This is a genomic window from Corynebacterium sp., from assembly GCF_030152825.1.
Classification (GTDB): domain Bacteria; phylum Actinomycetota; class Actinomycetes; order Mycobacteriales; family Mycobacteriaceae; genus Corynebacterium.
In genome coordinates this window covers 1-23,236 of sequence record NZ_JASLIP010000011.1, presented here as the reverse complement: position 1 = coordinate 23,236, position 23,236 = coordinate 1, and the positions used below count along the sequence as shown (strand labels likewise).

The window sequence follows — 23,236 nt, the reverse complement described above, 5'->3', positions numbered from 1 at the left end:
TTCCGGTTCGCGCCGATCCGGTGCGCGGGGCTGGCTCCGTTGTGCTTCAACACGGGGCGCAGACCTCGTTGTGAGCGCCGGGGGATTAGCGCGCGCGACGTGCGAGGCGCTCGGTGTCCGCGATGAGCACCGACTTGCCCTCCAGGCGGATCCAGCCACGCTGGGCGAACTCTGCCAGCGCCTTGTTTACGGTCTCGCGGGAAGCGCCCACCAGCTGGGCGATCTCTTCCTGGGTCAGGTCGTGGTGCACGCGCAGCATGCCGTTTTCCTGGATACCGAAGCGGTTGGCCAGCTGCAGCAGCGACTTGGCCACGCGGCCCGGAACGTCCGTGAAGATCATGTCGGCCAGGCTGTTATTCGTCCGGCGTAGGCGGCGAGCCAGCACGCGCAGCAGCTGCTCCGTAATGCCCGGGTGCTCGGCGATCCAATCGTGCAGCATCTGGGAGGTCATCACGCCAGCGGAGACCTTGGTGACGCACACTGCCGAGGAGGTGCGCGGGCCCGGGTCGAAGATCGAGAGTTCACCGAACATGTCCGAAGGCCCCATGACGGTCAGCAGGTTCTCGCGGCCGTCTGCGGAGTGGCGCGCCAGCTTCACCTTGCCGGAGGTGATGATATACAGGGTGTCGCCCTGCTCGCCCTCCTCGAAGATCGTGGTTCCGCGCGGGAAGTCGACGGTCTCCAGCTGCTCAACCAGAGCCTGCACGGCCTCGGGGTCTACCCCTTGAAAGATTCCAGCGCGGGACAGAATCTCGGTGTTCTCTGCCATCTGTTCCTTACACTCCCACTTGACGACGTTTAACCGGACTCACACTACAGTAGTAGCCATGCCGAAAACCTCAGCGCCTCGCTTGCCGAAACCTGGCAGCCATCGCGCCGCAGATCCTTCGCATGTGGAAACCCCGCTGGCGCTCAAGCGCCGAACGAGGAAACTCAACCGCACTCTCGCGGTCGGCTATCCCGATGCTCATGCGGAGCTCGACTTTTCGACGCCACTGGAGCTTCTCGTAGCAACAGTCCTATCTGCACAGTCTACCGATGTGCGGGTCAATAGTGTGACGCCGGTCCTATTTTCGTTATATCCCACCGCTGCCGATTACGCGGCCGCGGACCCGGAGGAGCTCGCCGAGGTTATCCGGCCCACCGGTTTTTACCAGGCCAAGACCCGTTCCCTCATCGGGCTCGGCACCGCCATCGCCGAGAAGCACGGCGGTGAGGTTCCCCGCACCCTCGAGGAGCTCGTCGCCCTGCCGGGGGTGGGGCGCAAGACCGCGAATGTTGTGCTCGGCAATGCTTTTGGTGTGCCTGGCATCACCGTGGACACCCACCTGGGTCGCCTCGTGCGCCGCTGGAAGCTCACCGAGCAGGAGGACCCGGTCAAGGTGGAGCGGGAACTCATGGAGCTCATCGAGCCCAAGGAGTGGACCATGTTCAGCCACCGGGTCATCTTTCACGGCCGTCGCGTCTGCCACTCCCGCAAGCCGGCCTGTGGCGCCTGCTTCCTGGCCTGGCAGTGCCCCAGCTTCGGGCTTGCGGGCACCCCTGACCCGGAGGAAGCGATGACCCGCATCACCTCGCCAGACCGCGAACACCTGCTCGCCCTGGCCGGATTCGGAGAGGACTAACGCCATGGCCACAACCCCTTCCGGCTCCCATCCCAACGGCGCTGGGCCAGACCACGACGCTGCGCCCGGCGGCGGTTCCGACGAACCCACCGCGACTCGCGAGGACGTCGACGTCGCCCGCGGTTCCGGGGACGGTGCAGGTGCGCCGCGCCCTCGCGTCTTCCTGCTTGTCTTCGCCATCATCATCGGCCTGCTTGTCGCGGCCATCCCGCTGGTCGCGGGCGTGATGAGCGGCGGTGATGATCAGCCCGGCGCTCACTCCCTGCAACAGCAGCAAGCCGAACCGGGCATGGTCGGTGGCGCCGGCTCGGCGCCCGGCGCTCCAGGCGAGTCAGACCGCGGCGCGGACGGCGATGCGGACCCCGGCCCCGAGCAGCCCGTCAGCATCAAGAACCCCCGCCGCTGCCCCGCCCCGGAAGCCGGAGCGCAGCCTGTCCCGGACGCGGAACTCACCGGCATCGAGTTGCCCTGCCTGACTAGCGGCAAAAACGAGACCGCCGACCTCGGCGCGGCCCTGGCTGGCAAGCCCACGATCATCAACGTCTGGGCCTGGTGGTGCGAGCCCTGCCGCCGCGAGCTCCCCCACTTCGACAAGCTCGCCAAGGAACACCCGGAGTGGAACGTTGCCGGCATCCACCTGGACAAGAAGTCCCAGGCCGGGGCGGACTTCCTGGACGAGCTGAACGTCACGACCATGCCCGTCTACGCCGACCGTTCCCACCGCTTCGACACCGCAACCAGCCTGCCGAAGGTCGTCCCCATCACGGTGGTTTACCGCGCGGACGGCACCCGCGCGCAGATGTACCCCCAAGTCTTCCGTGACTACGAGGAACTCGAAGCCGCTGTGAACGCCGCCCTGAGCGGGCAGAATTAACACCATGCCCTATCCCTTCGAAGACTGGCGTGCCGCCATCGCCACCCAACCGTCACTCGCCGCTGACCTGCCCGAATGGCTCACCAGGCTGGCCACCGCCGCGCGCAGCGGCAGCGTGCACGAGGCGCTCAACGACCCCGCGCGCCACGTCCCGGAGGCCAACGAGGACGGCGTGCCGCCGCGCTACTCCGCCGTGCTGATCCTGCTCGGCGGGGACCCCGACTACCGTCCTACCGCGATCCACCCCTTCCCGGAGGACGCCACCGTCGTCCTGACCCACCGCGGGGTGGACATGCGCAACCACTCCGGGCAGATGGCCTTCCCCGGCGGCGCTTGGGAATCGCAGGACGCCACCCCGATCGACACCGCCGTCCGCGAGGCCGTCGAGGAAACCGGCCTCAACCCCGAGGGCGTGGAACCCGTGGCCGTGATGGACCCGGTGTACATCGACCGCACGAACTTCGCGGTCGTGCCGGTGATCGCCTACTGGCGGGAGTTCTCGCCCGTCCACCCCGCCACCGTGGAAAACGACTGGGTGCAGCCCGTGGCCGTCCGCGAGCTAGTCCACCCGGATTACCGCTTCAAGCTGGGGTTCGCCGGCTGGTCGGGGCCTGCCTTCGACGTTTCCGGCATGGTGCTGTGGGGCTTCACCGCCGGGGTCCTCGACGCCCTGCTGCGCCTCGCGGGCTGGCACGAGGATTGGGACGAGGAGACCCAATTCGATCTGTTTCGTACCCTGGAACAATCCCGTAACGGCGAATCTCGCGCCCTGCGCGCCCACTTCGCTGCCGAGCGTAAGAAGGAAACAGGAGAGTAGAAACCCCACCCATGATCGTTGATATCGCGTTCGTGATCTGCGCCCTCGCCGCCTTCTTCTCCGGGCTGCGGCAAGGCGGGGTGGCCGCGCTGCTGAGCCTGGCGGGCGTGCTGATCGGTGGCTATCTGGGGCTGCAAGCCGTGGGGCCGGTTGTCCGGCTTATCCAGGACGAGGGCACGGAAGGCTCCCGACTGGTCATCGCGCTGCTTACTCTCGCGGGCTGCGTGGTGATCGGCTACCTCCTGGGGTCCGGCATCGGGCAGCGAATCCGCGACAACATCCGCACGCGCCGGCTCTACCAGGCTGATTCCGCCGTGGGGTCCCTGGTGGCCGTCGTCACCGCCATGGTGGTGATGTGGATGATCGCGGTGCCCGTGGTCAGCAGCCAGGACTCCCGCATCGCCCGGGAGGCGCAGGACTCCCGCATCATCGCCACCATCGGCGAGATCGCTCCCAACTGGATGCGTACCCTGCCCGCTCGCATCAACGCCCTGATCAACCGCAGCGAGATCCCCGCGGTCACCGACCCCTTCGCCTCCGTCACGAAGCGTGAGGTCCAGCCGCCGGACCCCGCGCTGCAGGACCTTCCGGACGTCGCTGCCATCGGGCCGTCCATCGTCAAGGTCGAGGGCATCGCGGAGCAGTGCAGCCGGATGCAGCAAGGCACCGGATTCGTCGTCGAACCGGGAGTGGTGATGACGAACGCGCACGTCGTCGCGGGGACGAACAAGGTCACCCTGTCCACGGTCAACGGTCCGGTGGACACGGATGTGGTCTTCTACGATTCGGAGCACGATATCGCGCTGCTGCGAGCCACCGGGGAGCTGCAGCTGCAGCCGTTGCGCTGGGCGGATAGGCCCGCCGTGTCCGGGGACGACGCCATCGCGCTGGGCTACCCGCTGGGGGGTCCCTTCAAGGCGGCCCCGGTTCGCGTGCGTGAGCAGATGCGGATCGCGGGACCGAATATCTATGCCGACCAGCGGGTCGAGCGCGAGGCGTACTCGCTGCGCGGCAAGATCGTGCAGGGCAACTCCGGCGGGCCTCTGGTCGCCCCGAATGGGGAGGTGCTGGGGCTGATCTTCGGCGCGGACTCGAATGAGGCGGACACCGGCTATGCGCTGACGAAGAAGGAAGTGCTGGAGCGCGTGGGGGATACCGCCCGGTGGAGCTCGCCGGTGGATACGCGCAGCTGCGTGGCTGACTAGGGAGTAGTTGCTTAAGCGTTGCTGAGCCGCGCGGTTAGTCGGTGGTGAGCAGCTCGGCGCGGAGCAGCTCTGCGACGGTGACGGGATCCTCGATGTGCGGGTAGTGACCGACCCCGTAGAGCAGTTCCGCCCGGGAGCCTGCCGCGCCGCGCTCCAGTGAGCGGGCTGCGAGCTCGGGGGAGTAGTTTGGGTCCATCGACCCGTCGATCGCCAACACCGGGGCCTCGATGCGGTGCGGGATTGTGCGGTCGAAGATCCGACCCTCTGGACGGAACCGGGAGCGGAAAGCCCAGCGGCGGTATTCGCTGGCCAGGTGGGCGACCTTATCCACCTGCATCGCCTCGCGACGCTTGATGACGAACTCCCGGTAGATGGGGGTGTCGCGGAAGCCCGGTGCCACGCCGGTGCGGAAGATCTTCTCGGCCGAGGCGGCGCCGTCCTTGGTCAGGGAGCGTTCCGGGAGGCGGGGGAGCTGTGCAAACAGGGTGCCTCGCGTGTGCCGCCAGCGTTGCAGCGGGCGGGAGAACAGGAACTTCGCCTGCTCGGTGGGGTGGGCAGAAGAGAGCGTAACCAGCCGGTCGATGCGCTCTGGCTCGTGGGCGGCCATCGTCCAGGCGACGAGCCCGCCGTAGTCGTGGCCCACCACGTGCGCGCTGCTGTACCCCAGGCGGCGGATGACGCCGGCCATGTCGGATGCGGCGGTGGTCAGGTCGTAGCCACGGGGCGTCTTATCCGAGCGGCCGTAACCCCGAAGGTCCACCGCAGCCAGCCGCAGCGGGGCGCCCTCCAGCTGGGCGAAGAGTGGTTCGAAGTCGAAGTAGCCGCCGCCGAAGCCGTGGATGAACAGCACCAGCGGGTTCCGCTCGTTTGAGCCCTTGGGCTTGACCGGCCCCTGGAGCAGCACATGCAAACGCACACCCCGCGAATGCACGAACGTGTGCTGCGGGGTGTGCGGGGAGGGAGTGCTCACGGGAAGCTACGTGTGTGGGGCCTAGGTGAACAGGCCCGGCTCCTTGGTGGCCACGGAGTTGCCCTCGGTGTAGCGCTCCTTATCCGGGGTCAGCTGCTTGAGCTCGCCCAGGGAGTTGATCGTGTGCTCTGGCTTCTTCGCGCCCTTGAGCTGCTTCACGCCGACCAGCGCCAGGATGCCGGTGAGCACAGCCATGATCAGGAAGACCACGAGGAAGGCCAGGGAGCGCGGCATGAAGTGATCCAGCAGCCATGCCAGGGCGAGGAAGAGGAAGAAGGAGGAGTAGGCGATGATCACGCCGGCGGCGGCGAACAGGCCCACGCCCAGGCCGACCTTCTTGCCGGACTGTGCGATCTCGGTCTTCGCGAGCTCAACCTCGGAGCGGATGAGGGAGGAGGCCTGTGCGGTGGCGTCCTTCACCAGGTCGCCGATGCTGCCCTGACCCTTCGGGCGGGTGTCCACGTCGGACAGCGGGATAGCGTTGACATGAGGGTTAAAGCTATCGCTATCGGTGAATAGGCCTTCGCTCTTATTGCTCATGATCGATACTCCTGACAATTAATGGTCAATATTCTGCGCAGAAATTACTGCACACCATTTTGCCAGACCATTGGTGAGCGTGGGGCGGTGGGGTGAATTATTGTGGTGGCCATGTCTGCACAAGGTCGTTTCACTACCGATCCCCTCGCCCCGCTCGCGGAGCTGCCCGGGGTGCCCGAGGCCGTCGAACGGGCCTCCGATTTCATCGCCCGCGCGCACCGCCACCCCGCCAACCTGCGAGGCTGGGACGTCACCGGCTCCGAGTCCGTGCTGCGCGGGGCCCGCGCCTCCGCCCAGCTGGACGGCGGCACCCCGCGGCTGCCCGAGGACGGCCAGGTGGAGGACCCGATCCTGGCCGGTTCCCTGCGTGCCGCGGAGTTGCTGGCCCCGGATGGCATCGCGGAGACCCGCACCACCTGGCAGCGCGCCCCGCTGCAGGTGATCGCGAAGATCAACGGGGTGGCCTCGCCGCAGATGTCGGATGAGAACTTCCGCGCGAAGGCCGCCCACAACGCCGAGTTTCTCGTGCCGGGCCGCCCCAAGCGCGCCACCGATGGCCGCCTGCAGCTGCTCGGTTCCCTCATCGCCGGGGGAACGAAGGTCAACTCCGTGGTGCTGTCCGCCATCATCCACGGCGAGCTGCTCACCCTGGAGCCTTTCGCCGACGCCAACGGGGTCACCGCCCGCGCTTGCTCCCGGCTGGCGACCATCACCGGCGGCCTGGATCCGCGCGGGCTGGGTGTGCCGGAGGTCTGGTGGAACCGCCACCGCGACGAGTACCGCGCGAAGGCGGAGGCCTTTGCGAAGGGTGGCTCGGAGGCGATGGCCGAATGGATCATCTTCCACGCCGAGGGGCTGGCCGAGGGCTCGCTGGAGGCGAAGTCCATCGCCGACGCGAAGCAGTAGAAGCGGAGCAGCAGCCACCCCGGTGTCAGCTGGGCGCTGGTTCTACTAGGCGCGACGCGGAATGAGGCGCGCCAGGAGCTGCGGGGTGCTGGCGGAACCGACGTCCTGAGCGCGCTGGCGTAACCACAGGATCAGGCCGGTGGTGGCCGCGCCGATGAGCGCGAGCGTCCCCGCGCCAGCGATGACCTTGCCCGGTTTGAAGAGCGGTTCCGGGCGGCTGAAGTACTCGATCGGCCAGTCCCGCTCGCGGGCGATCTTGCGTAGCTGGCGATCCGGGTTGATCGCATAGGGGTGGCCGACTGCCTCAAGCAGGGGCAGGTCGGTGTGGGAATCCGTGTAGGCGTAGCTGCGGGAGAGGTCGTAGCCACCGCGCTCGACCAGCTCCATCAGCTTGTCCACCTTCGCCTGCCCCTTGTTGAAGTGCAGAACCTTGCCGGTGTACGTGCCGTCGATCTCCTCTAGCTCGGTGGCGATCAGGTAGTCCGCCTTGAGCTCGCGGGCGATGGGGTCCACCAGGACGCGGGCGGATGCGGTGATGATGGCGACGTCGTGGCCCAACTTGTGGTGCTCGAAGATGAAGTCGCGGGCCTCGGCGTAGACATAAGGGATCAGCACCTCCTGCAGCGCGTCCTCTGCGATGGCGCGCAGGGAGGCCGCGGGGCGGTTGCGGATCATGGAGGCCAGGGCTTCCTTGGTGGCGTCCAGGTTCTCGTCCGTGTGGGTGGTCATCATGTAGCTGAACAGCATCGCGCCGATGCGCAGCATTTCCCCCGTGGTGATGATCCCGCGCTTGGCCATCGGGCGACCGTAGGCCATGGAGGCGCTGGTATCCACGATGGTTTTATCCAGGTCGAACACCGCGAGCGTGCGCCGGGCCGTGCGACCTGGGGCCGTCCGGCGGCTCGCGATGCGGTTGCTGATCCTGGGTAGAGGCGTCACGGCATCAATTCTAGGTATCAATATTCACAAAAGTCCACAGTTTTCACAGGGGCGGTGGGTGGGTGCGGACGCGTGATGGGGTGAATGGCGTGGCGGCGCGGTGGGTGATGGGGCGTGCTGAGTGGTGGGCGGCGTGGCCGGTGACGCGGCGGGGCGGGTTATCCACAGAAAAAAGGGCTTCGGGGGCCATAGCGGGGCGTGAACACCGGCCCGGCGGGTGTCTGTCCACAGGCTGCTGGCAGGCCTGTCGGTGCCCGGTGCCCGCGTGTGAGAGTGAAGCCATGAATGCATGGGGGAGCAAGCTACTTCGATCAGACCGGGCGCGGCACGCGGAGGTGCTGCGGGGCATGCTGCGCACGCCGGTGATCGTGGACGTGGCCGATCACGATAGTGCCGACGCCGTCGCCATGGCCGTCGCTGCGACGGGGCGGGAGCAGTTGCGGCGGGACGAGGCGGAGTCGAAGTTCCCGAACGGCCTGCACCGCGGTCTGCGGCGCATCGACGACGCCTTGCTCGCGAGCCTGAGCGAAGCCGTCACCGCTGGTGGGGCGCTGGAACTCGCCGAGAATCTCGGTGTGATCGACACGCCACGCATCCACGTCCACGGCGTGCAGGGTGGGGCGGGCACCAGCAGCCTCGCGGTGCACCTCGCGCTGGCCCTGGCGCACTGTCTTTTTCAGGACGCCACCCCGGTGAGCCTGGTGGACGCCGATCCGGATTCCGTGGGGCTCGATCTGCTGTTCGGCTGGGAAGCGGTGCCGGGGCGGCGCGTGGGTGAGCCAGGCATAGGGGAGCGCGAGGGCGTTCCGGTGGAGGATTGGCCGGTCGCGCCGGGCGGGACAGGGCTGAGATTTCGCTCGCGGCGGCTCGGCGCTGGGGACGGGCAGGCGGCGGAGCCCGCTGCGGAGTACCCCGTGGCGGGGGTCGCGGGTTATCTCGCAGCGGGGGTCGCGGTGGTGGATCGCGGCCGGGTGAACCCGATGGCGGATGTCAGGAACGTGGCACCGCCAGGGCAGGCCGAATCGCGAAGTTCGGTGGCAGGTGCCCCAGGCCCGGCTGCTCGGGGCGCTGACCTCGTGGTGTGCGTGACCCGCCCGACCGTGGCCGGGGTGCACGCGCTGGGCCGATGCCTGGCGGAACTGGACGGAGTGGATGTGCCGGCGGTGGGCGTCCTACGGGAGGAAGCAGGACTGGAGACCCCGATCGCGCTGCGGCAGATGCTGGGCAGGGCTCCGGTGGAGCTGTGGCCGTGGGACGGGGCGATCGCCGCGGAGCCGCTGGACGGGTGTTCAGGCGAGGCGAGCGCCAATGACCTGCAGTTCGGCGCGCGCATCCTGGGGTATCTGCCGGGAGCGAGCGCGCTGGGGAGGGGCCAGGATGTGGATTGCTGAGGGGCTGAACAAGCTGCGCCTGATCCCGGGAGGGGCCGTGGCTGAGGCAACCGGGGAGCAAGGCGCTGACGCAGCGGTGGCCACCGATAATTCTTTGTTGGATAAGGTCCGCCACCAGCTCGCAGTGCAGGGCGCCAGGCAGGCCAGCGAGGCCGAAATCCTAAACGCGATGGAGGCGGTGACCGGGGCGACGTCGTATGAAAATATCCCGGATACCGTGCGGCAACTGCGGGATATCCAGCGGGAGCTTTCTGGGCTGGGCGTGCTCACCGAGGTGCTTGCGGAGCCGGGCGTGACCGACGTGGTGGTCAATCCCGACGGTGCGGTGTGGGCGGATCGGGGTCACGGCGTTGAGCGCACCCCGGTGAGCCTTGAGCCACCCGAGGTGCGGGAGCTTGCGGTACGGCTCGCCGCGGTGTGTGGGGTGCGGCTGGACGACGCGCGGCCCTTCGCCGACGGCATCATCGACGACCTGCCGCCCGGGATTCCCGCCGCGGCCCTGCGGGTGCATGCGATGCTCTCGCCACCGGCGCGGGGTGGGGCGTGTTTGAGCCTGCGGACGCTGACGAGGGGGCGCCTGGGGCTGGAGGATCTCTGCGAGGCGGGAATGATGCCGGCCGAGGTGCGCGACGTGCTGCGCAGGCTCGTGCTTTCACGCAAGAATTTGTTGGTCACGGGCGGTACCGGCACGGGGAAGACGACCCTGCTCGCCGCCCTGCTGGGGGAGGTTCCCGAGCGCGAGCGCATCGTGTTGGTGGAGGACACCCCGGAGCTCATGCCGGTGCATCCGCACGTCGTGGCCCTGGCCGCGCGTGAAGGGAACGCTGATGGTGCGGGCGAGATCGGGATGCAGCTGCTGTTGCGGCAGTGCTTGCGCATGAGGCCGGACCGGATCGTCGTGGGCGAGGTCCGTGGCGCCGAGGTTTCGGATCTATTGGTTGCGCTGAATACGGGGCACGCCGGGTCGGCCGGCACGATGCACGCCAACTCGGTGGCAGCGGTGCCGGGCCGGCTGGCCGCGCTCGGGGCGATGGCGGGGATGAACCCGGAGGCGCTGCATGCGCAGGCTGCCGACGGGATCGACGTCCTCGTTCATCTGGAACGCGCGGGTGGGCGACGGCGTGTGGCCACGATCGCGGTGACGGACAGGGAGTCGGGAACGGTGCCGGAAGGAAGTAAGCACCGCGGGCTGCGGCTCCGACCGGTGTGGGACGGGCGTCCCCTCGACGGTTGGGAGGAGCTGCCATGACCTTGTTGATCGTGTTGACGCTGACCGCCGTGGCCGCGATGGGGGCGTTCACCGGCTACCGGGTGGGCGTGCGGATCCGTCATGGGAGGGTCCAGCGCCGGCAGCTAGAGCTGTTCCGGGATCTCGCGGACAGCTGCGCCCGGGAGGTCGCCGCCGGGGCTCGGGTGGTGGACGCGGTGGAGTCCGCGGCCGCGGATTGCGAGGACGAAGAGGTCGGAGAGGGCGGACATATCGGGGAGGGGCTCGGCGGACAGCTGGCACTCATCGCCGGGCAGGTCCGCCTGGGCGCAAGCCCCGCGGCGGTGCTGCGGAACCGGGGAGAGATTCGCCCTGCGGGTGACAGGCGTGCGGTTGGAGAGGGGATTAGCCCTGCCAAGCTGGTGGTCCAGGATGTTGAGGAGTTCTGCGAACTCTGGGAGCTCGCCGAGCGCACGGGCATGAGCTTCGCGCCGCTGGCGGACAGCATCGTCGCGGATCTGGAAGCGCACTCTGCCCAGCAAGAGAAAACCGCAGCGGCGATGGCCGGGGCCCGGCTCACGGAGGTACTGCTGCTCGCGATGCCCGTGGGGGCGGTGGGCATCGGTCAGAGCATGGGACTGGACCCCGGCGGCACGCTTTTCGGCAGCGTGATCGGGCTTGGCCTTCTGCTTATTGGGGCGATGCTCGCCTGCGCCGGTGTGCTGTGGACCGAGGCGCTGACCGCCAAGGTACTGGGTGGGGTGGGTCGGCGCGCCGGGCCCACCGGGCAGGCTCTGGCCGTCGCCCGGCACCTGGACATCTTTGCGCTGGCCCTGGCTGCAGGGCTACCGGTGGCCGCAGCATGGGGCGTAGCGGTCGGGCCGGGCAAGGGGCCGGCCCACGATGTTGAGCCGTTGCTCCAGCTGGGAGCAGGCCCGGCGGCCTGGGAGCCACTGAAAAGCCACGAGCACTACGGCCCCGTGGCACGCCAGGCGGCTCAGCAGACCAGGGCCGGGACCAGGCTGGCCGACGGCGCGAAGGCCCAGGCTCGGCGCATCCGTCAACACAGCCTGAACCAGGTTGAGGCGGGTGCGGAACGCGTGCTCATCGCTGTCGCCGCACCGCTGACCCTGTGTTTCCTGCCGGCATTCGTGCTTATCGGCTTGGTGCCACTGGTCATCGGGCTGGCGGGGATCTAAGGCCGGCGGGGGCGACGTCGAAAAGGAACAAGGAGGGGGCTCAAATCGAGGGCAAAAGAATGAAGGCATGAAGGAAATAGGCATACGTCAAAGGCGACACAAGAACACCGAAGAAATGAGACCGAAAGGGAGAGAACAATGACCATGAACACCAAGAACACTGCCACTCAGACAACGGAGATCGCGATTGCGGATACTTCCGGCGGGTTGACCGTGTTTCAGCGCGCTGAGCTGTGGATTCGGGGTGCTGCGAGGGCGCAGTACGAGGATGAATCTGGGATGAGCACGATTGAGTATGCGCTCGGGTGCGTGGCTGCCGCGGCGCTCGGGGCGCTGCTGTACACGGTGGTGACGTCGGATGCAGTGGAGAGAGCGCTCAGCGGCATCTTCGAGCGGGCCCTAAGCGAAGGCAAGTAGATGAACACGGTGGAGGGGGCATCCGTACTGACCGCCATCGCCGTGACCGTCGGACTGCTGGTCGCGGGGCTCAGCACTCTGGCGACCAGCATGGCGGCGCATTCGAGCGCCCGGGATGTCGCGCGCATGGCGGCCCTCGGGGTGGGCGATGGCGAACTCACCGGCCGCGAGGGGGAGACGGTGGAGATCACGCGCAAGCCCGTGGGGGAGACGCCGTGGTCCATGGTGACGGTGCGGCTGACGAAACAGGCCCCGCTGTTCGACGTCACCGTCGAGGAATCGATCCTGGAGGAGCCCAATGCCGACAGCAGCGGGAGTTAGCTCCATCTTGGGGCTCATCACCCTGTGCGGGGTGATCGTGCTGGGGTTCGGGCAGGTGGACGCTCACCAGCGGGCGGTGGTGGCCGCCGACTTAGTGGCACTGTCTGCTGCGCAGGCGCACGTGGCCGGGGACGCGGATGCCTGCGGGATTGCCGGGATCCTCGCGCGGGCCAACGCCGCGGAACTGGTGGGCTGTGAGGTGGGGCCGGAGGGGCCGGACACAGTGGGCGTGGAAATTTCCTTGAAGGGTCGGCACGCTACGGCGGTTGCCGGCCCGATGTGATCCGTCGTGGGACCGGCCCGATGTGAGCCGGCATTGGAGCCCCGCGGGCACCCTTACAGCTTCCCCCCCCGCTCGCGCGGCCCCCCACGGCTCCCCACGGCTCCCCGTGGCTTGCTCGCGGCTCCCCGCGGCCTCCCCTGAGGGTGTTTTGCAGAGCTCCTAGGGAGTTTTGCAGAGTTTGATGCCGGAAATCGGCTGAAAAGCGGCATTAAACTCTGCAAAACGTGTCGATGTGGTGCGGGGCGCCGGAACTACGGCCTAGGACTTCGCGGGGGCGCCCGACGGATCGGCGGAACCGAGCGAGCCGACGGGACCCGGAGCGGCGTCGTCGTCGAAGATGGACTTCAGGAATGGGGTGGAGTGAACCTGGGACGCCGGTACCGTGCCACCGTGGTCGGTCGGGTACCAGCGGACCTCCACGCGCGCGTTGCGGGGGCTGCCGGAGAACTGCTTGAGCCACATCTCCGTGTTCAGGGAGAGCCCGATCGGGGTGGGGACGTCCATGTCCGCCAGGCCGTGGCCGAGGAAGACCGGACGGTCATAGCCGGTGGTCGGGGTCGCCATGTAGTTGCGCAGCGCCTCCGGTAGGCCAGGGACGTCCCGCAACGGCTTCTTGAACGCGCGGGCAAGGTTGGTGCCGCGGACGGCGTCGGCGGTCTCGGAGAGGCAGCTCTTCAGGGAAGCATCGACCATCTTGCGGCCCTCCTTGGTTAGCGCGGAGTCCACGTCGATATCGGGGTTGGCCTCGCGGAACCCGGCGAGAATGTACAGCGCGTAGCTGTTCAGGCCTGCTGGCAGTGGGATAGCCGGGAAGGTGGGGCCGCCCGCGAGCACGATCTCCTCAATATAAGCGGGTGCACCGGTGGCGACGGTGCCCCGGAAGTCCAGGCCCGCGGGCTGGGAGCGGGACGTCGCGCCATGTGCCACGTTCAGTGCCGCGCCCCCGCCCTGGGACTGGCCGATCACGGCCCACTTCTTGGAGAGCACGGGCTGGCCCTTGCTCTCTGCGGGGAGTGCCGCTGAGAGGTCGGCCTTGTGGGCGGCGATCACGGAATCCACGACGGAATCCGCGGTGGTCTGAGAGTTGAGGTAGCTCATGAGGCCAGGTGTACCGAGCCCCGCATAGTCCGTGGCGACGATGGCATAGCCCTGGGAGAGCCAGTGGTTCAGGTAGGCGCTATCGCGCTCGCCGCGGTCGTTGATGCTGGGTGCGCAAATGTCGTCCATTCCCACTGTGCCGTGGGCCCAGGCGAGGACCGGCCAGCCGCCTTCGGGCGGGGTGCCCTTGGGGAGGAAGATCGCCCCCGTGGAGGCCACGACCTTTCCGTGCTGGTCAGTGGTGGAGTGCGCGACGCGGTACTGGGCGCCTGCGTTGGCCAGGCGCAGGGACTCGTCAAGCGGGACCTGCGCGATGTGCTCGCCCGGGGATGCCGGGACCGAGCTCCACGCGAGGCCGGAATCCGCAGTGGGCTTGGTGTACGGGGCTGGGTCGCGCATCGGATCGCCGAGGTTGACCAGCGGGCGCGGGGTGGTGTCCGCGATGGAACCGAAGACCTGGGAGGAGCCTGCGTTCGGGTTTTCGGCCCCGCCCGCGGAGGAGCCAGGGGCAGGAGTGGCGGCCCCACTCCCTGCGACAAGAACCCCGAACGCCAGGGTCGCGGCGCTCAGCGCGGCGGTGGCTCGGCGGGGGCGAGTGCTCAGTGAGCGAGGAAAGGCGGGCATCGGCGCTCCTTCACGATTATTAGCTTCGTGTGTAAAAATACTTGGTGTTCATCACAGTAGCTGCCCCGGTCTGTCTGCTTCGCCCTTTTCACTGAAAGCTCCGCGTTGCCCGGTGTTCTCGTACTGTGCCATTGCATTGCGTCCTCGCTGGAACCCCGGCTCCCCCACGGCTGCCCTCAGGGCATCCCCCCGCGGCCCTCGCTTCCCCGCAGCTCCTCCCCGGCTTCTCCTCGCTTCCCTCAGGGTGTTTTGCAGAGTTTGATGCCGGAAATCGGGTGGAAAACGGCATCAAACTCTGCAAAACGCATCGATGGAGCATTCAGCGGGCCGGCTAGTTCTGGGCCGTCGCGGCAGCCAGGAAACGGAGCAACTCCAGCGCGCCCGTCTTGAACAGTGGGTCATTGCCATTCCCGCACTTCGGGGACTGCACGCACGACGGGCACCCCGCCTCGCACTCGCACGACTCCACGGCCTCCGCGGTCGCGGCCATCCACCGGCCGAAATCCGCGAAGCCCTTCTCCGCGAACCCCGCCCCGCCGGTATAGCCGTCGTACACGAACACCGTGGGCAGTCCCGTGTCCGGGTGCTGCACGATCGACACCCCACCGATATCCCACCGGTCACACGTCGCGATCAGCGGCAACAATCCGATCGCCGCGTGCTCCGCCGCATGCAAGGTTCCCGGCCACGTTGGCTCCGGAAGGCCCAGGTCAAGCAACACATCTGGCGCAATCGTGTACGCCACCGCCCGCGTGCGCAGCCGCTCCGGCGGGTAATCCAGCGGCACGTTATCGATGATCTCCCCGCCCGGCAGCCGCTTGGTAAAGCCAGTCACGGTGTGCGAGACCTCCACATTCAGGTCCGCCAGCCACACACCCTCCGTCAGCTGACGGGTACCCTGGGTGCGCAGAATCTGGATATCCGTATCCCGCTTCACCCGCGTGCTGTACTCCGGGCTCGCCTGATGCAGCCACGCCACGCCCGCGGAAAGATCCAGGTCATCTACCAGGTACGTCTCGCCCTGGTGCACATACACCGCGCCGGAATGCACGTCCGAGACCGCGCGCGCCTCGTCCACCGTGCCGAGCATGCGCCTCGACTCTGACTCCACGATCGCCACCTGGCCCGCCGCCCCGCCGCGGATCGCCACCTGCCCGTGGATCTGCTCCGCCGCCTGCAGATCCGCGAACACCCCGTGCGGCCGCCGCCGCAACACCCCGCGGGAGATCAGGTGCTCGGCCACCGCTTCGCCTTGCCACTCCGCGATCTCCCCATCGCTCAGCGCGCGCTCCGCAGCCGCGCACACTAGGTGATCGGCCAGCACATAAGGGTTGTGCGGGTCGAAGACCGTGTTCTCCACCTCCCGGTCCAGCAGGTCCGACGGGTGGTGGATGAGGTAGGTGTCCATCGGGTCGTCCGCGCCGACCAGCACCACGAGCGCCCCTTGCCCGCGCCGTCCTGCGCGCCCGGCCTGCTGCCGGAAGCTCGCGATGGTGCCGGGGAATCCCGCGGCGACGACGGCGTCCAGCCCGCCCACGTCGATTCCGAGCTCCAGTGCGTTGGTTGCGGCCACGCCCAGCAGCTCGCCTTCGTCAAGGGCCTTTTCCAGGTAGCGGCGGTCCTCCGGGGTGTATCCGGCCCGGTAGGCGGCCACCCGCGCGGCGTCTTCCGCCCGGCCCATCCCGCCGAGCTCCTCCGCGGCGGCCAGGGCCACGATCTCCGCCCCGCGCCGGGAGCGCACGAAGCTCAAAGTCCGCGCACCTGCTGCGATGACCCGGGCCATGACCTCCGCGGCCTCCGAGTTTGCGCTGCGGCGCACCGGTGCGCCGTGCTCGCCCTCCACGCCCTCCAGGAAGCCGGGCTCCCACAACGCGATCGTGCGCTCGCCCGCCGGTGAGCCGTCCTCCGTCACCGCGGCAACCTCCGCCCGCCCGGTCAGCAGACGCGCGTGCGCAGCCGGGTCCACACTGGTCGCGGAGGCCATGATCACGGTGGGTCCTGACGTCCTCGATTCTGAACCAGTCACCGACGACGGACCCGCCACCGACGACGAACCAGTCAGCCCCGAACCGGAAGGACCAGCCCCCGGAGTGAGCCGCAGCAGCCGCCGCAGCACCATCGCCACATGCGCACCGAAGACCCCGCGGTACACGTGGCACTCGTCAACCACCAGGTAGCGCAGGGTTTTCAGCAGCCGTGCCCACCGCTTCGGATTGCCGAGGATCGAGGCGTGCAGCATGTCCGGATTCGTCACGATGATTCGCGCCTGCTCCCGGATCGCGCGCCGGGCCTCGGGTGGGGTGTCGCCGTCGTAGGTGGCGACCATGACGTCCGCGAGCTCCGGGGTTGCCGCGCACAGCCGGGCTAGGGCCTGCATCTGGTCCTGTGCCAGCGCCTTCGTCGGGGCCAGGTACAGCGCGGTGGCGGTCGGGTCCTCGGCCAGCGTGGTGAGGATCGGCAGCTGGTAGCCCAGCGACTTACCGGAAGCGGTTCCGGTCGCGACGATGACGTCCCTGCCCTCCCACGCATGCTGTGCCGTTTCGGCCTGGTGGGACCACGGTTTTTGGACGCCGCCTCGGCGCAGCGTCTTCCTGAGCGAGGGGAGCGACCAGTCGGGCCAGTCCGCGGGGGTGGACAGGCGCGCCGGGACGTGGCGGACGTGCGTGACGGTGGAGTCCGGCATGGCCGCGCGCAAGTCCTCGATGAGCTCGGCACCGAGTGAGTTGGGCGCACTACCTGCGCTGGGCGAGTGGGGCGCACTACCTGCGCTGGGCGAGTGGGGCGCGCTACTTGCGCCGGGGGTGGGGGTGGTGGACTGCTCAGCCATGATGAGGGCAGTCTAGCCCGAGCGCCAGACACGGCACGGGGTGCCTTAAAAGGGTGGGGTGGGGCGGCACCCGGCAGCGCTGCATTAAGCGTTCGACCGATTGTTCACCTCAAAGCCCTATCGGTGGCGAAAAAAACATGGCACACTGGTGTGTGGTCCCAATCCCATGCGCGGTGTCAACCGTTGATGTGGCGGTGAAGGCCCTGCTCCGCTGAAAGTTGGCGGGGCTGGTACGCCAAGAAAGTTAGGTTGTTTGAAAATGGCGCAGGGAACTGTGAAGTGGTTTAACTCGGAGAAGGGCTATGGATTCATTGCCCCAGAAGATGGCTCCGCGGACCTTTTCGTCCACTACTCCGAGATCCAGAGCAGCGGCTTCCGCACTCTCGAGGAGGATCAGAAGGTCGAGTTCGAGGTCGGCGAAGGCGCGAAGGGCCCGCAGGCTCAGAACGTCCAGCCGCTGTAAGCAGCGAGTATGAGCTGAAGCCGACTGCCGACTAGGCAGTAGGCACAGCGAAGAGCAAACGCCCCGGGGCGGTGGTTTCCACCGTCCCCTTTTGCTTTTCTTCACCCCCGTGTTTGCACCACCCGCTAACCTCAATCCCCAACGGCAGCAAGAACCTATTTCGGGCTTCTCGCACCATCCGGTCGGGTTGCAACAGGGGTGGGGAGCTGCCCAAAAGGTGGGGATAACACACCGCCCGATTTCCACTAAGCAGGTATCACTTGCCTATTGTGGCAATCTAAGGAGCAAATCCATGCGGAGGTCACGTGAAGCGTTTAGTCATTGTCGAGTCTGCAACTAAGGCCAAGAAGATCGCCCCAATGCTGGGGTCCGATTACATCGTCGAGGCTTCAGTTGGGCATATTCGTGACCTCCCACGCGGCGCCGCGGACGTTCCGGCGAAGTATAAGAAGGAGCCGTGGGCGCGCCTCGGCGTGAACGTGGATAAGGGCTTCGAGGCCCTCTATGTGGTCTCCCCGGATAAGAAGAAGCGCGTCGCCGATCTGCGCGCCAAGCTCAAGCAGGTCGATGAGCTGCTGCTCGCGACAGACCCCGACCGTGAGGGCGAGGCCATCGCCTGGCACCTGCTGGAGGTTCTGAAGCCCAAGGTGCCGGTCCGCCGCATGGTTTTCCACGAGATCACCAAGTCCGCGATCCTCGAGGCTGTGGAAAACACCCGCGAGCTGGACTACAACCTCGTGGACGCCCAGGAGTCCCGCCGCGTACTCGACCGCCTTTATGGCTACGAGGTTTCCCCGGTGCTGTGGAAGAAGGTTATGCCGCGCCTGTCCGCAGGGCGTGTGCAGTCCGTCGCCACCCGCGTGATCGTCGAGCGCGAGCGTGAGCGCATGGCCTTCCGCGCCGCCGACTACTGGGACCTGACCGCCGAGCTCACGATCGACCCCGCCGCCCGGCTGGACGGCGACCCGGCGTCCTTCCAGGCCAAGCTCGCCACCGTGGGTGGCCAGCGCATCGCGCAGGGTCGCGACTTTAAGGACGACGCCACGCTCAAGGCCAGCAAGTCCGGCGCCCCGCTGGTCCTGGACGAGCAGCGCGCCAAGCAGCTGGCGTCCGGAATTAAGGGCGAGGAACTGCACGTCGCAAACGTGGAGGAAAAGCCCTACACCCGCCGCCCGTACCCGCCGTTCATGACCTCCACACTGCAGCAGGAGGCCGGCCGGAAGCTGCGCTTCACCTCGGAGCGCACGATGCGCATCGCGCAGCGCCTGTACGAAAACGGCTACATCACCTATATGCGTACGGACTCCACAACGCTGTCCACTGCTGGCATTAACGCTGCCCGCGCGCAGGCCGCCCAGCTGTACGGCCAGCAGTTCGTGGCGGACGGCCCGCGCCAGTACACCCGCAAGGTGAAGAACTCCCAGGAGGCCCACGAGGCGATCCGCCCAGCTGGCGAGCGCTTCCAGACTCCCGGCCAGCTCGCGCAGAAGCTGGATGCCGAGGAGTTCAAGCTCTACGAGCTGATCTGGCAGCGCACCGTCGCCTCCCAGATGGCCGACGCCCGCGGCACCTCCATGAAGGTCACCATCGCGGGCACGTCCGGCGAGCCGGAGGCGGGCACCGAGGTGGAGTTCACCGCCACCGGCCGCACCGTCACCTTCCCGGGCTTCCTGAAGGCCTACGTCGAGGTCTCCCGCACCGCGGAAGGTAAGGACGTCGCCGATAACGCGGAGAAGCGTCTCCCGCAGGTAACCGAGGGCGTGTTCCTCACCGCGGATGATGTCACCGCCGACGGTCACACGACGACCCCGCCGGCCCGTTACACCGAGGCCAGCCTCGTGCGGAAGATGGAGGAGCTCGGCATCGGGCGCCCGTCGACCTACGCGTCGATTATCCGCACCATTCAGGACCGCGGCTACGTCCTGCCTCGTGGCAATGCGCTTGTCCCCAGCTGGGTGGCTTTCGCGGTCGTCGGGCTGCTGGAGCAGAACTTCGGCGCGCTGGTGGACTACGACTTCACCTCCGCGATGGAGGATCAGCTGGACGCCATCGCCGAGGGCAACGAGGACCGCACGAAGTGGCTGGAGGGCTTCTACTTCGGTGGCGGCACCAGCTCCCAGAACTACGGCCTGAAGAATGTGGTCGCCCAGAACCTGGAGAGCATCGACGCCCGCCGCGTGAACTCCCTCCACCTCTTCGACGACGCCAACGGCGTGCCGATCGTCGTCCGCGTCGGCCGTTACGGCCCGTACCTCGAGCGCATGGTGACAAACGATAAGGGCGAGGAGGAAGCGCAGCGCGCCAACCTCCCGGAGTCCATGACCCCGGACGAGCTGACCCTGGAGGTCGCCGAGAAGCTCTTCGCCACCCCGCAGTCCGGCCGCGAGCTGGGCCGCAACCCGGAGAACGGGCGCATGATCGTGGCCCGCGAGGGTCGCTTCGGCCCGTACGTCACCGAGGTGCTGGGCGAGGACGAGGAAGCCGAGGTCACCGCGAAGGCGGAGAAGGTCTTCCTCGCCGAGCGCGATGAGGAGGACGCCGAGCGTGCGAAGGAGGGCAAGAAGCCCCTGTCGCGTGAGACCAAGACCTTCGAGAATAAGAAGGCCAAGCGGATCAAGGAGATCCTTGAGGAGACCCTGAAGCCGAAGACCGCCTCGCTGTTCGCCAGCATGGAGCCGGCCACCGTCACCCTGGAGGATGCGCTGAAGCTGATGAGCCTGCCGCGCGAGGTGGGCGTGGATCCCGCCGACGGGGAGGTCATCACCGCGCAGAATGGCCGCTATGGCCCGTACCTGAAGAAGGGTTCGGACTCGCGCTCCCTGGGCAGCGAGGAGGAGCTGTTCACCATCACGCTGGACGAGGCGCGCCGCATCTACGCGGAGCCGAAGCGTCGCGGCCGCGCTGCCGCGAAGCCGCCGTTGAAGCGTCTGGGGGACAACGACGTCTCCGGCAAGCCGATGTCCGTCAAGGAGGGTCGATTCGGGCCTTATGTCACCGATGGCACGACCAATGCGTCGCTGCGCCGCGGGGACACCCCGGAGACCCTGACGGACGCGCGGGCCAATGAGCTGCTTTCGGAGCGCCGGGCGAAGGACGCCGAGAAGGCTGCCGCGGGACCGGCGAAGTCCACCCGCAAGAGCACGAAGAAGACTGCGAAGAAGGCCACGAAGCGCAGCACCAAGAAGACCGCGAAGAAGGCGGCCAAGAAGGCTTAGCCCTCAAGCGTCGCTAGAGCCTTAAGCAGCGCTCGGCCCGGGCTCGTGATCTCCCAATGGGAGCCACGACCCGGGCTTTTAGTTGCGCGCTGTGTCTGCTGGGTCCGGCGAGAACTTCTCACTTAACTTCGTACTCATCTTCGTACAGTGAGAAGTAAGTACGAAGATGAGTGAGAAGATGCCCTGAGCGGCAGTCAAGAAGGCCTACGAAGCGCCATCGAACAGCGCCCCGCCGACTAGTGGCGGTCCGCGAGGGTGGCGCGCACCGGGCGGGCCAGCTGCGTCATCTGGCGGCGGCCGCGCAGTTCCACGGACTTCAGCATCGTCCAGCGGCGCTGCTCTGCCTCATTGGCGAGCCGCACCGTCGCCGCGCTCGTCAGCACGCGCCCCGGCGTGTCCTTCGCCAGGTCGGTCAGGCGGGAAGCCTGGTTCACGGCGTCGCCAATGACGGTGTACTCGAAGCGGTCCTTCGCCCCGATGTGACCGGCGACGACCGAGCCCGCAGCCACGCCAACGCCCGCCTCGAACTCCAGATCCGTGAGCTTCGAGTGCATCTCCCGGGCGGCAGCCAGCGCGTGGCCAGCGGCGTCCTCAAGGGGCAGCGGGGCACCGAAAACGGCGAGCGCGGCGTCGCCCTGGAACTTATTGATGATTCCCTTGTGCTCGTGGACGACCTCCACGACGCGGTCGAAGAACTCGTTGAGCGCGGAGACCACGTGCTCCGGGGAGCGCTGCGTGGCGAAGCCCGTGGAACCGATGACGTCCACGAACAGCACCGCGACGTCGCGGGACTCGCCGCCCAGCTCCGGGTCCTCCTCCAGCGCGCGGCGGGCGACCTCCGTGCCCACGTAGCGGCCGAAGAGGTCCGAGACCTGCTGGCGCTCCTGCAGGCCACGCATCATTTCGTTGAACCCGGCCTGAACCACGCCGATCTCGGAGGAGTCGTAGATACGCACCGTGGTTTCCAGGTTGCCGCGGCGCACCTGGTTGATGGCGAACTGCAGCTCGCGCACCGGGTCCACCACGCTCATCGCGCTCAAGCGCGCACCCAGGAAACCAGTGACCAGGGCGGTGGCCGCCAGAGCCACGAGCGCGGGAATCAGATCCTCCATGGAGCCGTCGAAGAAGCTCCGGGCCTGCGCGAAAATCAGCAGCAGGATGCCCAGCACCGGCACCGCGTTGGTCAGCACCCAGGTCGCCATGAGGCGGGTGGACATCGGCGAAAGGTCGGACTGCTCCAGGGACCCCTGCTCGAGGGCGCGGGCGGCGACGGGGCGGACCAGCCGTTCGGCCTCCATGTACGTCATCAACGTCACCATCAACCCACCTAGCACGGCGGTCACGGCTACCGTAATCGCCCACCGCGAGGAGAACTGCGCGGCCACCGTCGTGAAAATCACCACGCCGATGGCCCACAGCACCGCACCCGTCACGGACTGCAGGAAGGGAATGCGCAGCACCAGATGCCGGATCATGTTCGGGTCATAGGCATCGGGGTTGCGTTGCCAGCGCAACACGGGGGCGAAGAAGATCAGCGTGAACACCACGCCAGCCACGATCGCGAAAATGAAATAACTCAAATAAGCAATCGAGGTGACGGTGTTTGGGCTGGTCAGCTCGCGTGCACCGCGCAGCGGGATGAGGAAGCGCAGGAAGGTCGCGACGGCGATCGCGCCGACCACGTTCGTCATCAGAATCATCGCGGCATACAAGGGCCAGTAGGTGCCCCAGACCCATTTCAAGTAGCGCGCGAATTGTTGCATGGCTATTACATTATCGAACCCGTCTACAGCGGGGGCTAGACTGTGCTTCGTGAACGTGGATAGCTCTGGATTCGACCCCGCAGCCGGCCGCGGCGTGTGGCGCAAGATCACCGCCCAGCCGGTTCGGGAGCTGCTCGTGGGCGCGGCGGCGAACCCGCAGGCGATGACGCACTCCTGGCTGTTCACCGGCCCGCCCGGTTCGGGGCGCTCGATCGCGGCCAAGGCCTTCGCCACCGGGCTGGTGTGCCCGAATGGGGGTTGCGGGGAGTGCGAGCAGTGCCAGTCCGCGGCCGCCGGCACGCACCCGGATATCGTGTGGATCGCGACGACCGGTTCCATCATCCCTGTCGAGGACGTCCGGGAGGTCATCAGTTCCGCCGCGTCGATGCCCACTGTCTCCCGGTGGCGCGTCGTCGTTGTCGAGGACGCCGATCGCCTCAACGAGGCCGGTTCGAACGCACTGCTGAAGTCCGTGGAGGAGCCACCCGCGCACACCGTGTTTGTGCTGTGTGCCCCGTCCACCGACCCGCTGGACATCTCGATCACGCTGCG

General features: G+C 67.5%; 20 protein-coding genes and 1 pseudogene. 14 read left to right on the top strand and 7 right to left on the bottom strand.

Features of this window, described 5'->3' with window-relative positions:
- Positions 1-85: 85 nt before the first annotated feature.
- Entirely contained in the window at positions 86-769 is a 684-nt protein-coding gene (gene glxR / locus Q1V78_RS02040; protein WP_070760459.1) for a CRP-like cAMP-activated global transcriptional regulator GlxR, read from the bottom strand.
- On the opposite strand from glxR, the gene nth reads away from it, so the two are divergent.
- Genes nth through Q1V78_RS02020 form a run of 4 tightly spaced genes read left to right on the top strand, consistent with a single transcriptional unit; the run spans position 756 to position 4,521 of the window.
- Positions 756-1,625 (top strand): endonuclease III, encoded by an 870-nt coding sequence (gene nth / locus Q1V78_RS02035; protein WP_300611073.1) that lies wholly within the window; start codon positions 756-758, stop codon positions 1,623-1,625. The two genes, glxR and nth, sit on opposite strands and share 14 nt — an antisense overlap.
- A gap of 4 nt (positions 1,626-1,629) precedes the next feature.
- On the top strand, positions 1,630-2,499 hold the full coding sequence (locus Q1V78_RS02030) for a TlpA disulfide reductase family protein (protein ID WP_300611071.1): 870 nt from the start codon (positions 1,630-1,632) through the stop codon (positions 2,497-2,499).
- Between the two features lie 4 nt (positions 2,500-2,503).
- Positions 2,504-3,316 (top strand): CoA pyrophosphatase, encoded by an 813-nt coding sequence (locus tag Q1V78_RS02025; protein WP_300611069.1) that lies wholly within the window; start codon positions 2,504-2,506, stop codon positions 3,314-3,316.
- An 11-nt stretch (positions 3,317-3,327) separates the two neighbouring features.
- Entirely contained in the window at positions 3,328-4,521 is a 1,194-nt protein-coding gene (locus Q1V78_RS02020; protein ID WP_300611067.1) for a MarP family serine protease, read from the top strand.
- A gap of 34 nt (positions 4,522-4,555) precedes the next feature.
- Here the strand turns inward: Q1V78_RS02020 and Q1V78_RS02015 are convergent, their stop codons facing one another.
- Positions 4,556-5,425: an alpha/beta hydrolase gene (locus tag Q1V78_RS02015; RefSeq protein ID WP_300611126.1), complete on the bottom strand. Its 870-nt coding sequence runs from the start codon at positions 5,423-5,425 to the stop codon at positions 4,556-4,558.
- Between the two features lie 87 nt (positions 5,426-5,512).
- Positions 5,513-6,031: a phage holin family protein gene (locus Q1V78_RS02010; RefSeq protein ID WP_300611065.1), complete on the bottom strand. Its 519-nt coding sequence runs from the start codon at positions 6,029-6,031 to the stop codon at positions 5,513-5,515.
- Between the two features lie 111 nt (positions 6,032-6,142).
- On the opposite strand from Q1V78_RS02010, the gene Q1V78_RS02005 reads away from it, so the two are divergent.
- On the top strand, positions 6,143-6,937 hold the full coding sequence (locus Q1V78_RS02005) for an oxidoreductase (RefSeq protein ID WP_300611063.1): 795 nt from the start codon (positions 6,143-6,145) through the stop codon (positions 6,935-6,937).
- 45 nt (positions 6,938-6,982) lie between these two features.
- Here Q1V78_RS02005 and Q1V78_RS02000 read toward each other — a convergent pair whose 3' ends face one another.
- On the bottom strand, positions 6,983-7,876 hold the full coding sequence (locus Q1V78_RS02000; protein WP_300611061.1) for an HAD family phosphatase: 894 nt from the start codon (positions 7,874-7,876) through the stop codon (positions 6,983-6,985).
- A gap of 281 nt (positions 7,877-8,157) precedes the next feature.
- Here Q1V78_RS02000 and Q1V78_RS01995 point away from each other — a divergent pair, with 281 nt between their 5' ends.
- The 6 genes from Q1V78_RS01995 to Q1V78_RS01970 all read left to right on the top strand — a co-directional run bounded on the left by Q1V78_RS01995 (position 8,158) and on the right by Q1V78_RS01970 (position 12,694).
- The gene (locus tag Q1V78_RS01995; RefSeq protein WP_300611059.1) at positions 8,158-9,267 is read left to right on the top strand and encodes a hypothetical protein; all 1,110 of its coding nucleotides are present in this window, start codon (positions 8,158-8,160) and stop codon (positions 9,265-9,267) included.
- Positions 9,254-10,516 (top strand): TadA family conjugal transfer-associated ATPase, encoded by a 1,263-nt coding sequence (locus tag Q1V78_RS01990; RefSeq protein ID WP_300611057.1) that lies wholly within the window; start codon positions 9,254-9,256, stop codon positions 10,514-10,516. Before Q1V78_RS01995 ends, Q1V78_RS01990 begins: the two co-directional genes overlap by 14 nt.
- On the top strand, positions 10,513-11,673 hold the full coding sequence (locus Q1V78_RS01985) for a hypothetical protein (protein ID WP_300611055.1): 1,161 nt from the start codon (positions 10,513-10,515) through the stop codon (positions 11,671-11,673). Before Q1V78_RS01990 ends, Q1V78_RS01985 begins: the two co-directional genes overlap by 4 nt.
- 213 nt (positions 11,674-11,886) lie before the next feature.
- On the top strand, positions 11,887-12,090 hold the full coding sequence (locus Q1V78_RS01980; RefSeq protein ID WP_300611124.1) for a DUF4244 domain-containing protein: 204 nt from the start codon (positions 11,887-11,889) through the stop codon (positions 12,088-12,090).
- Positions 12,091-12,411 (top strand): hypothetical protein, encoded by a 321-nt coding sequence (locus Q1V78_RS01975; protein WP_300611053.1) that lies wholly within the window; start codon positions 12,091-12,093, stop codon positions 12,409-12,411.
- Complete coding sequence (locus Q1V78_RS01970) at positions 12,389-12,694, top strand: flp pilus-assembly TadE/G-like family protein (protein ID WP_300611051.1); 306 nt, start codon at positions 12,389-12,391, stop codon at positions 12,692-12,694. The genes Q1V78_RS01975 and Q1V78_RS01970 overlap by 23 nt, the downstream gene beginning before the upstream one ends.
- A 258-nt stretch (positions 12,695-12,952) precedes the next feature.
- Here the strand turns inward: Q1V78_RS01970 and Q1V78_RS01965 are convergent, their stop codons facing one another.
- Together Q1V78_RS01965 and Q1V78_RS01960 are read right to left on the bottom strand one after the other, a co-directional pair.
- Positions 12,953-14,416: a lipase family protein gene (locus Q1V78_RS01965; RefSeq protein ID WP_300611049.1), complete on the bottom strand. Its 1,464-nt coding sequence runs from the start codon at positions 14,414-14,416 to the stop codon at positions 12,953-12,955.
- 331 nt (positions 14,417-14,747) lie between these two features.
- The gene (locus tag Q1V78_RS01960) at positions 14,748-17,243 is read right to left on the bottom strand and encodes a DEAD/DEAH box helicase (protein ID WP_300611047.1); all 2,496 of its coding nucleotides are present in this window, start codon (positions 17,241-17,243) and stop codon (positions 14,748-14,750) included.
- Positions 17,244-17,502: 259 nt separating this feature from the next.
- On the opposite strand from Q1V78_RS01960, the gene Q1V78_RS01955 reads away from it, so the two are divergent.
- Both Q1V78_RS01955 and topA read left to right on the top strand, forming a co-directional pair.
- Positions 17,503-17,706, top strand: a complete 204-nt coding sequence (locus Q1V78_RS01955) for a cold-shock protein (protein ID WP_300611045.1) — start codon at positions 17,503-17,505, stop codon at positions 17,704-17,706.
- A 305-nt stretch (positions 17,707-18,011) separates the two neighbouring features.
- Entirely contained in the window at positions 18,012-20,921 is a 2,910-nt protein-coding gene (topA, locus tag Q1V78_RS01950) for a type I DNA topoisomerase (RefSeq protein ID WP_300611043.1), read from the top strand.
- 236 nt (positions 20,922-21,157) lie between these two features.
- Here topA and Q1V78_RS01945 read toward each other — a convergent pair whose 3' ends face one another.
- The gene (locus tag Q1V78_RS01945) at positions 21,158-22,684 is read right to left on the bottom strand and encodes an adenylate/guanylate cyclase domain-containing protein (protein WP_300611041.1); all 1,527 of its coding nucleotides are present in this window, start codon (positions 22,682-22,684) and stop codon (positions 21,158-21,160) included.
- Here Q1V78_RS01945 and Q1V78_RS01940 point away from each other — a divergent pair.
- Positions 22,683-23,236 (top strand): annotated as a pseudogene (locus Q1V78_RS01940) (DNA polymerase III subunit delta'); the annotation flags it as partial. The gene Q1V78_RS01945 and the pseudogene Q1V78_RS01940 overlap by 2 nt on opposite strands.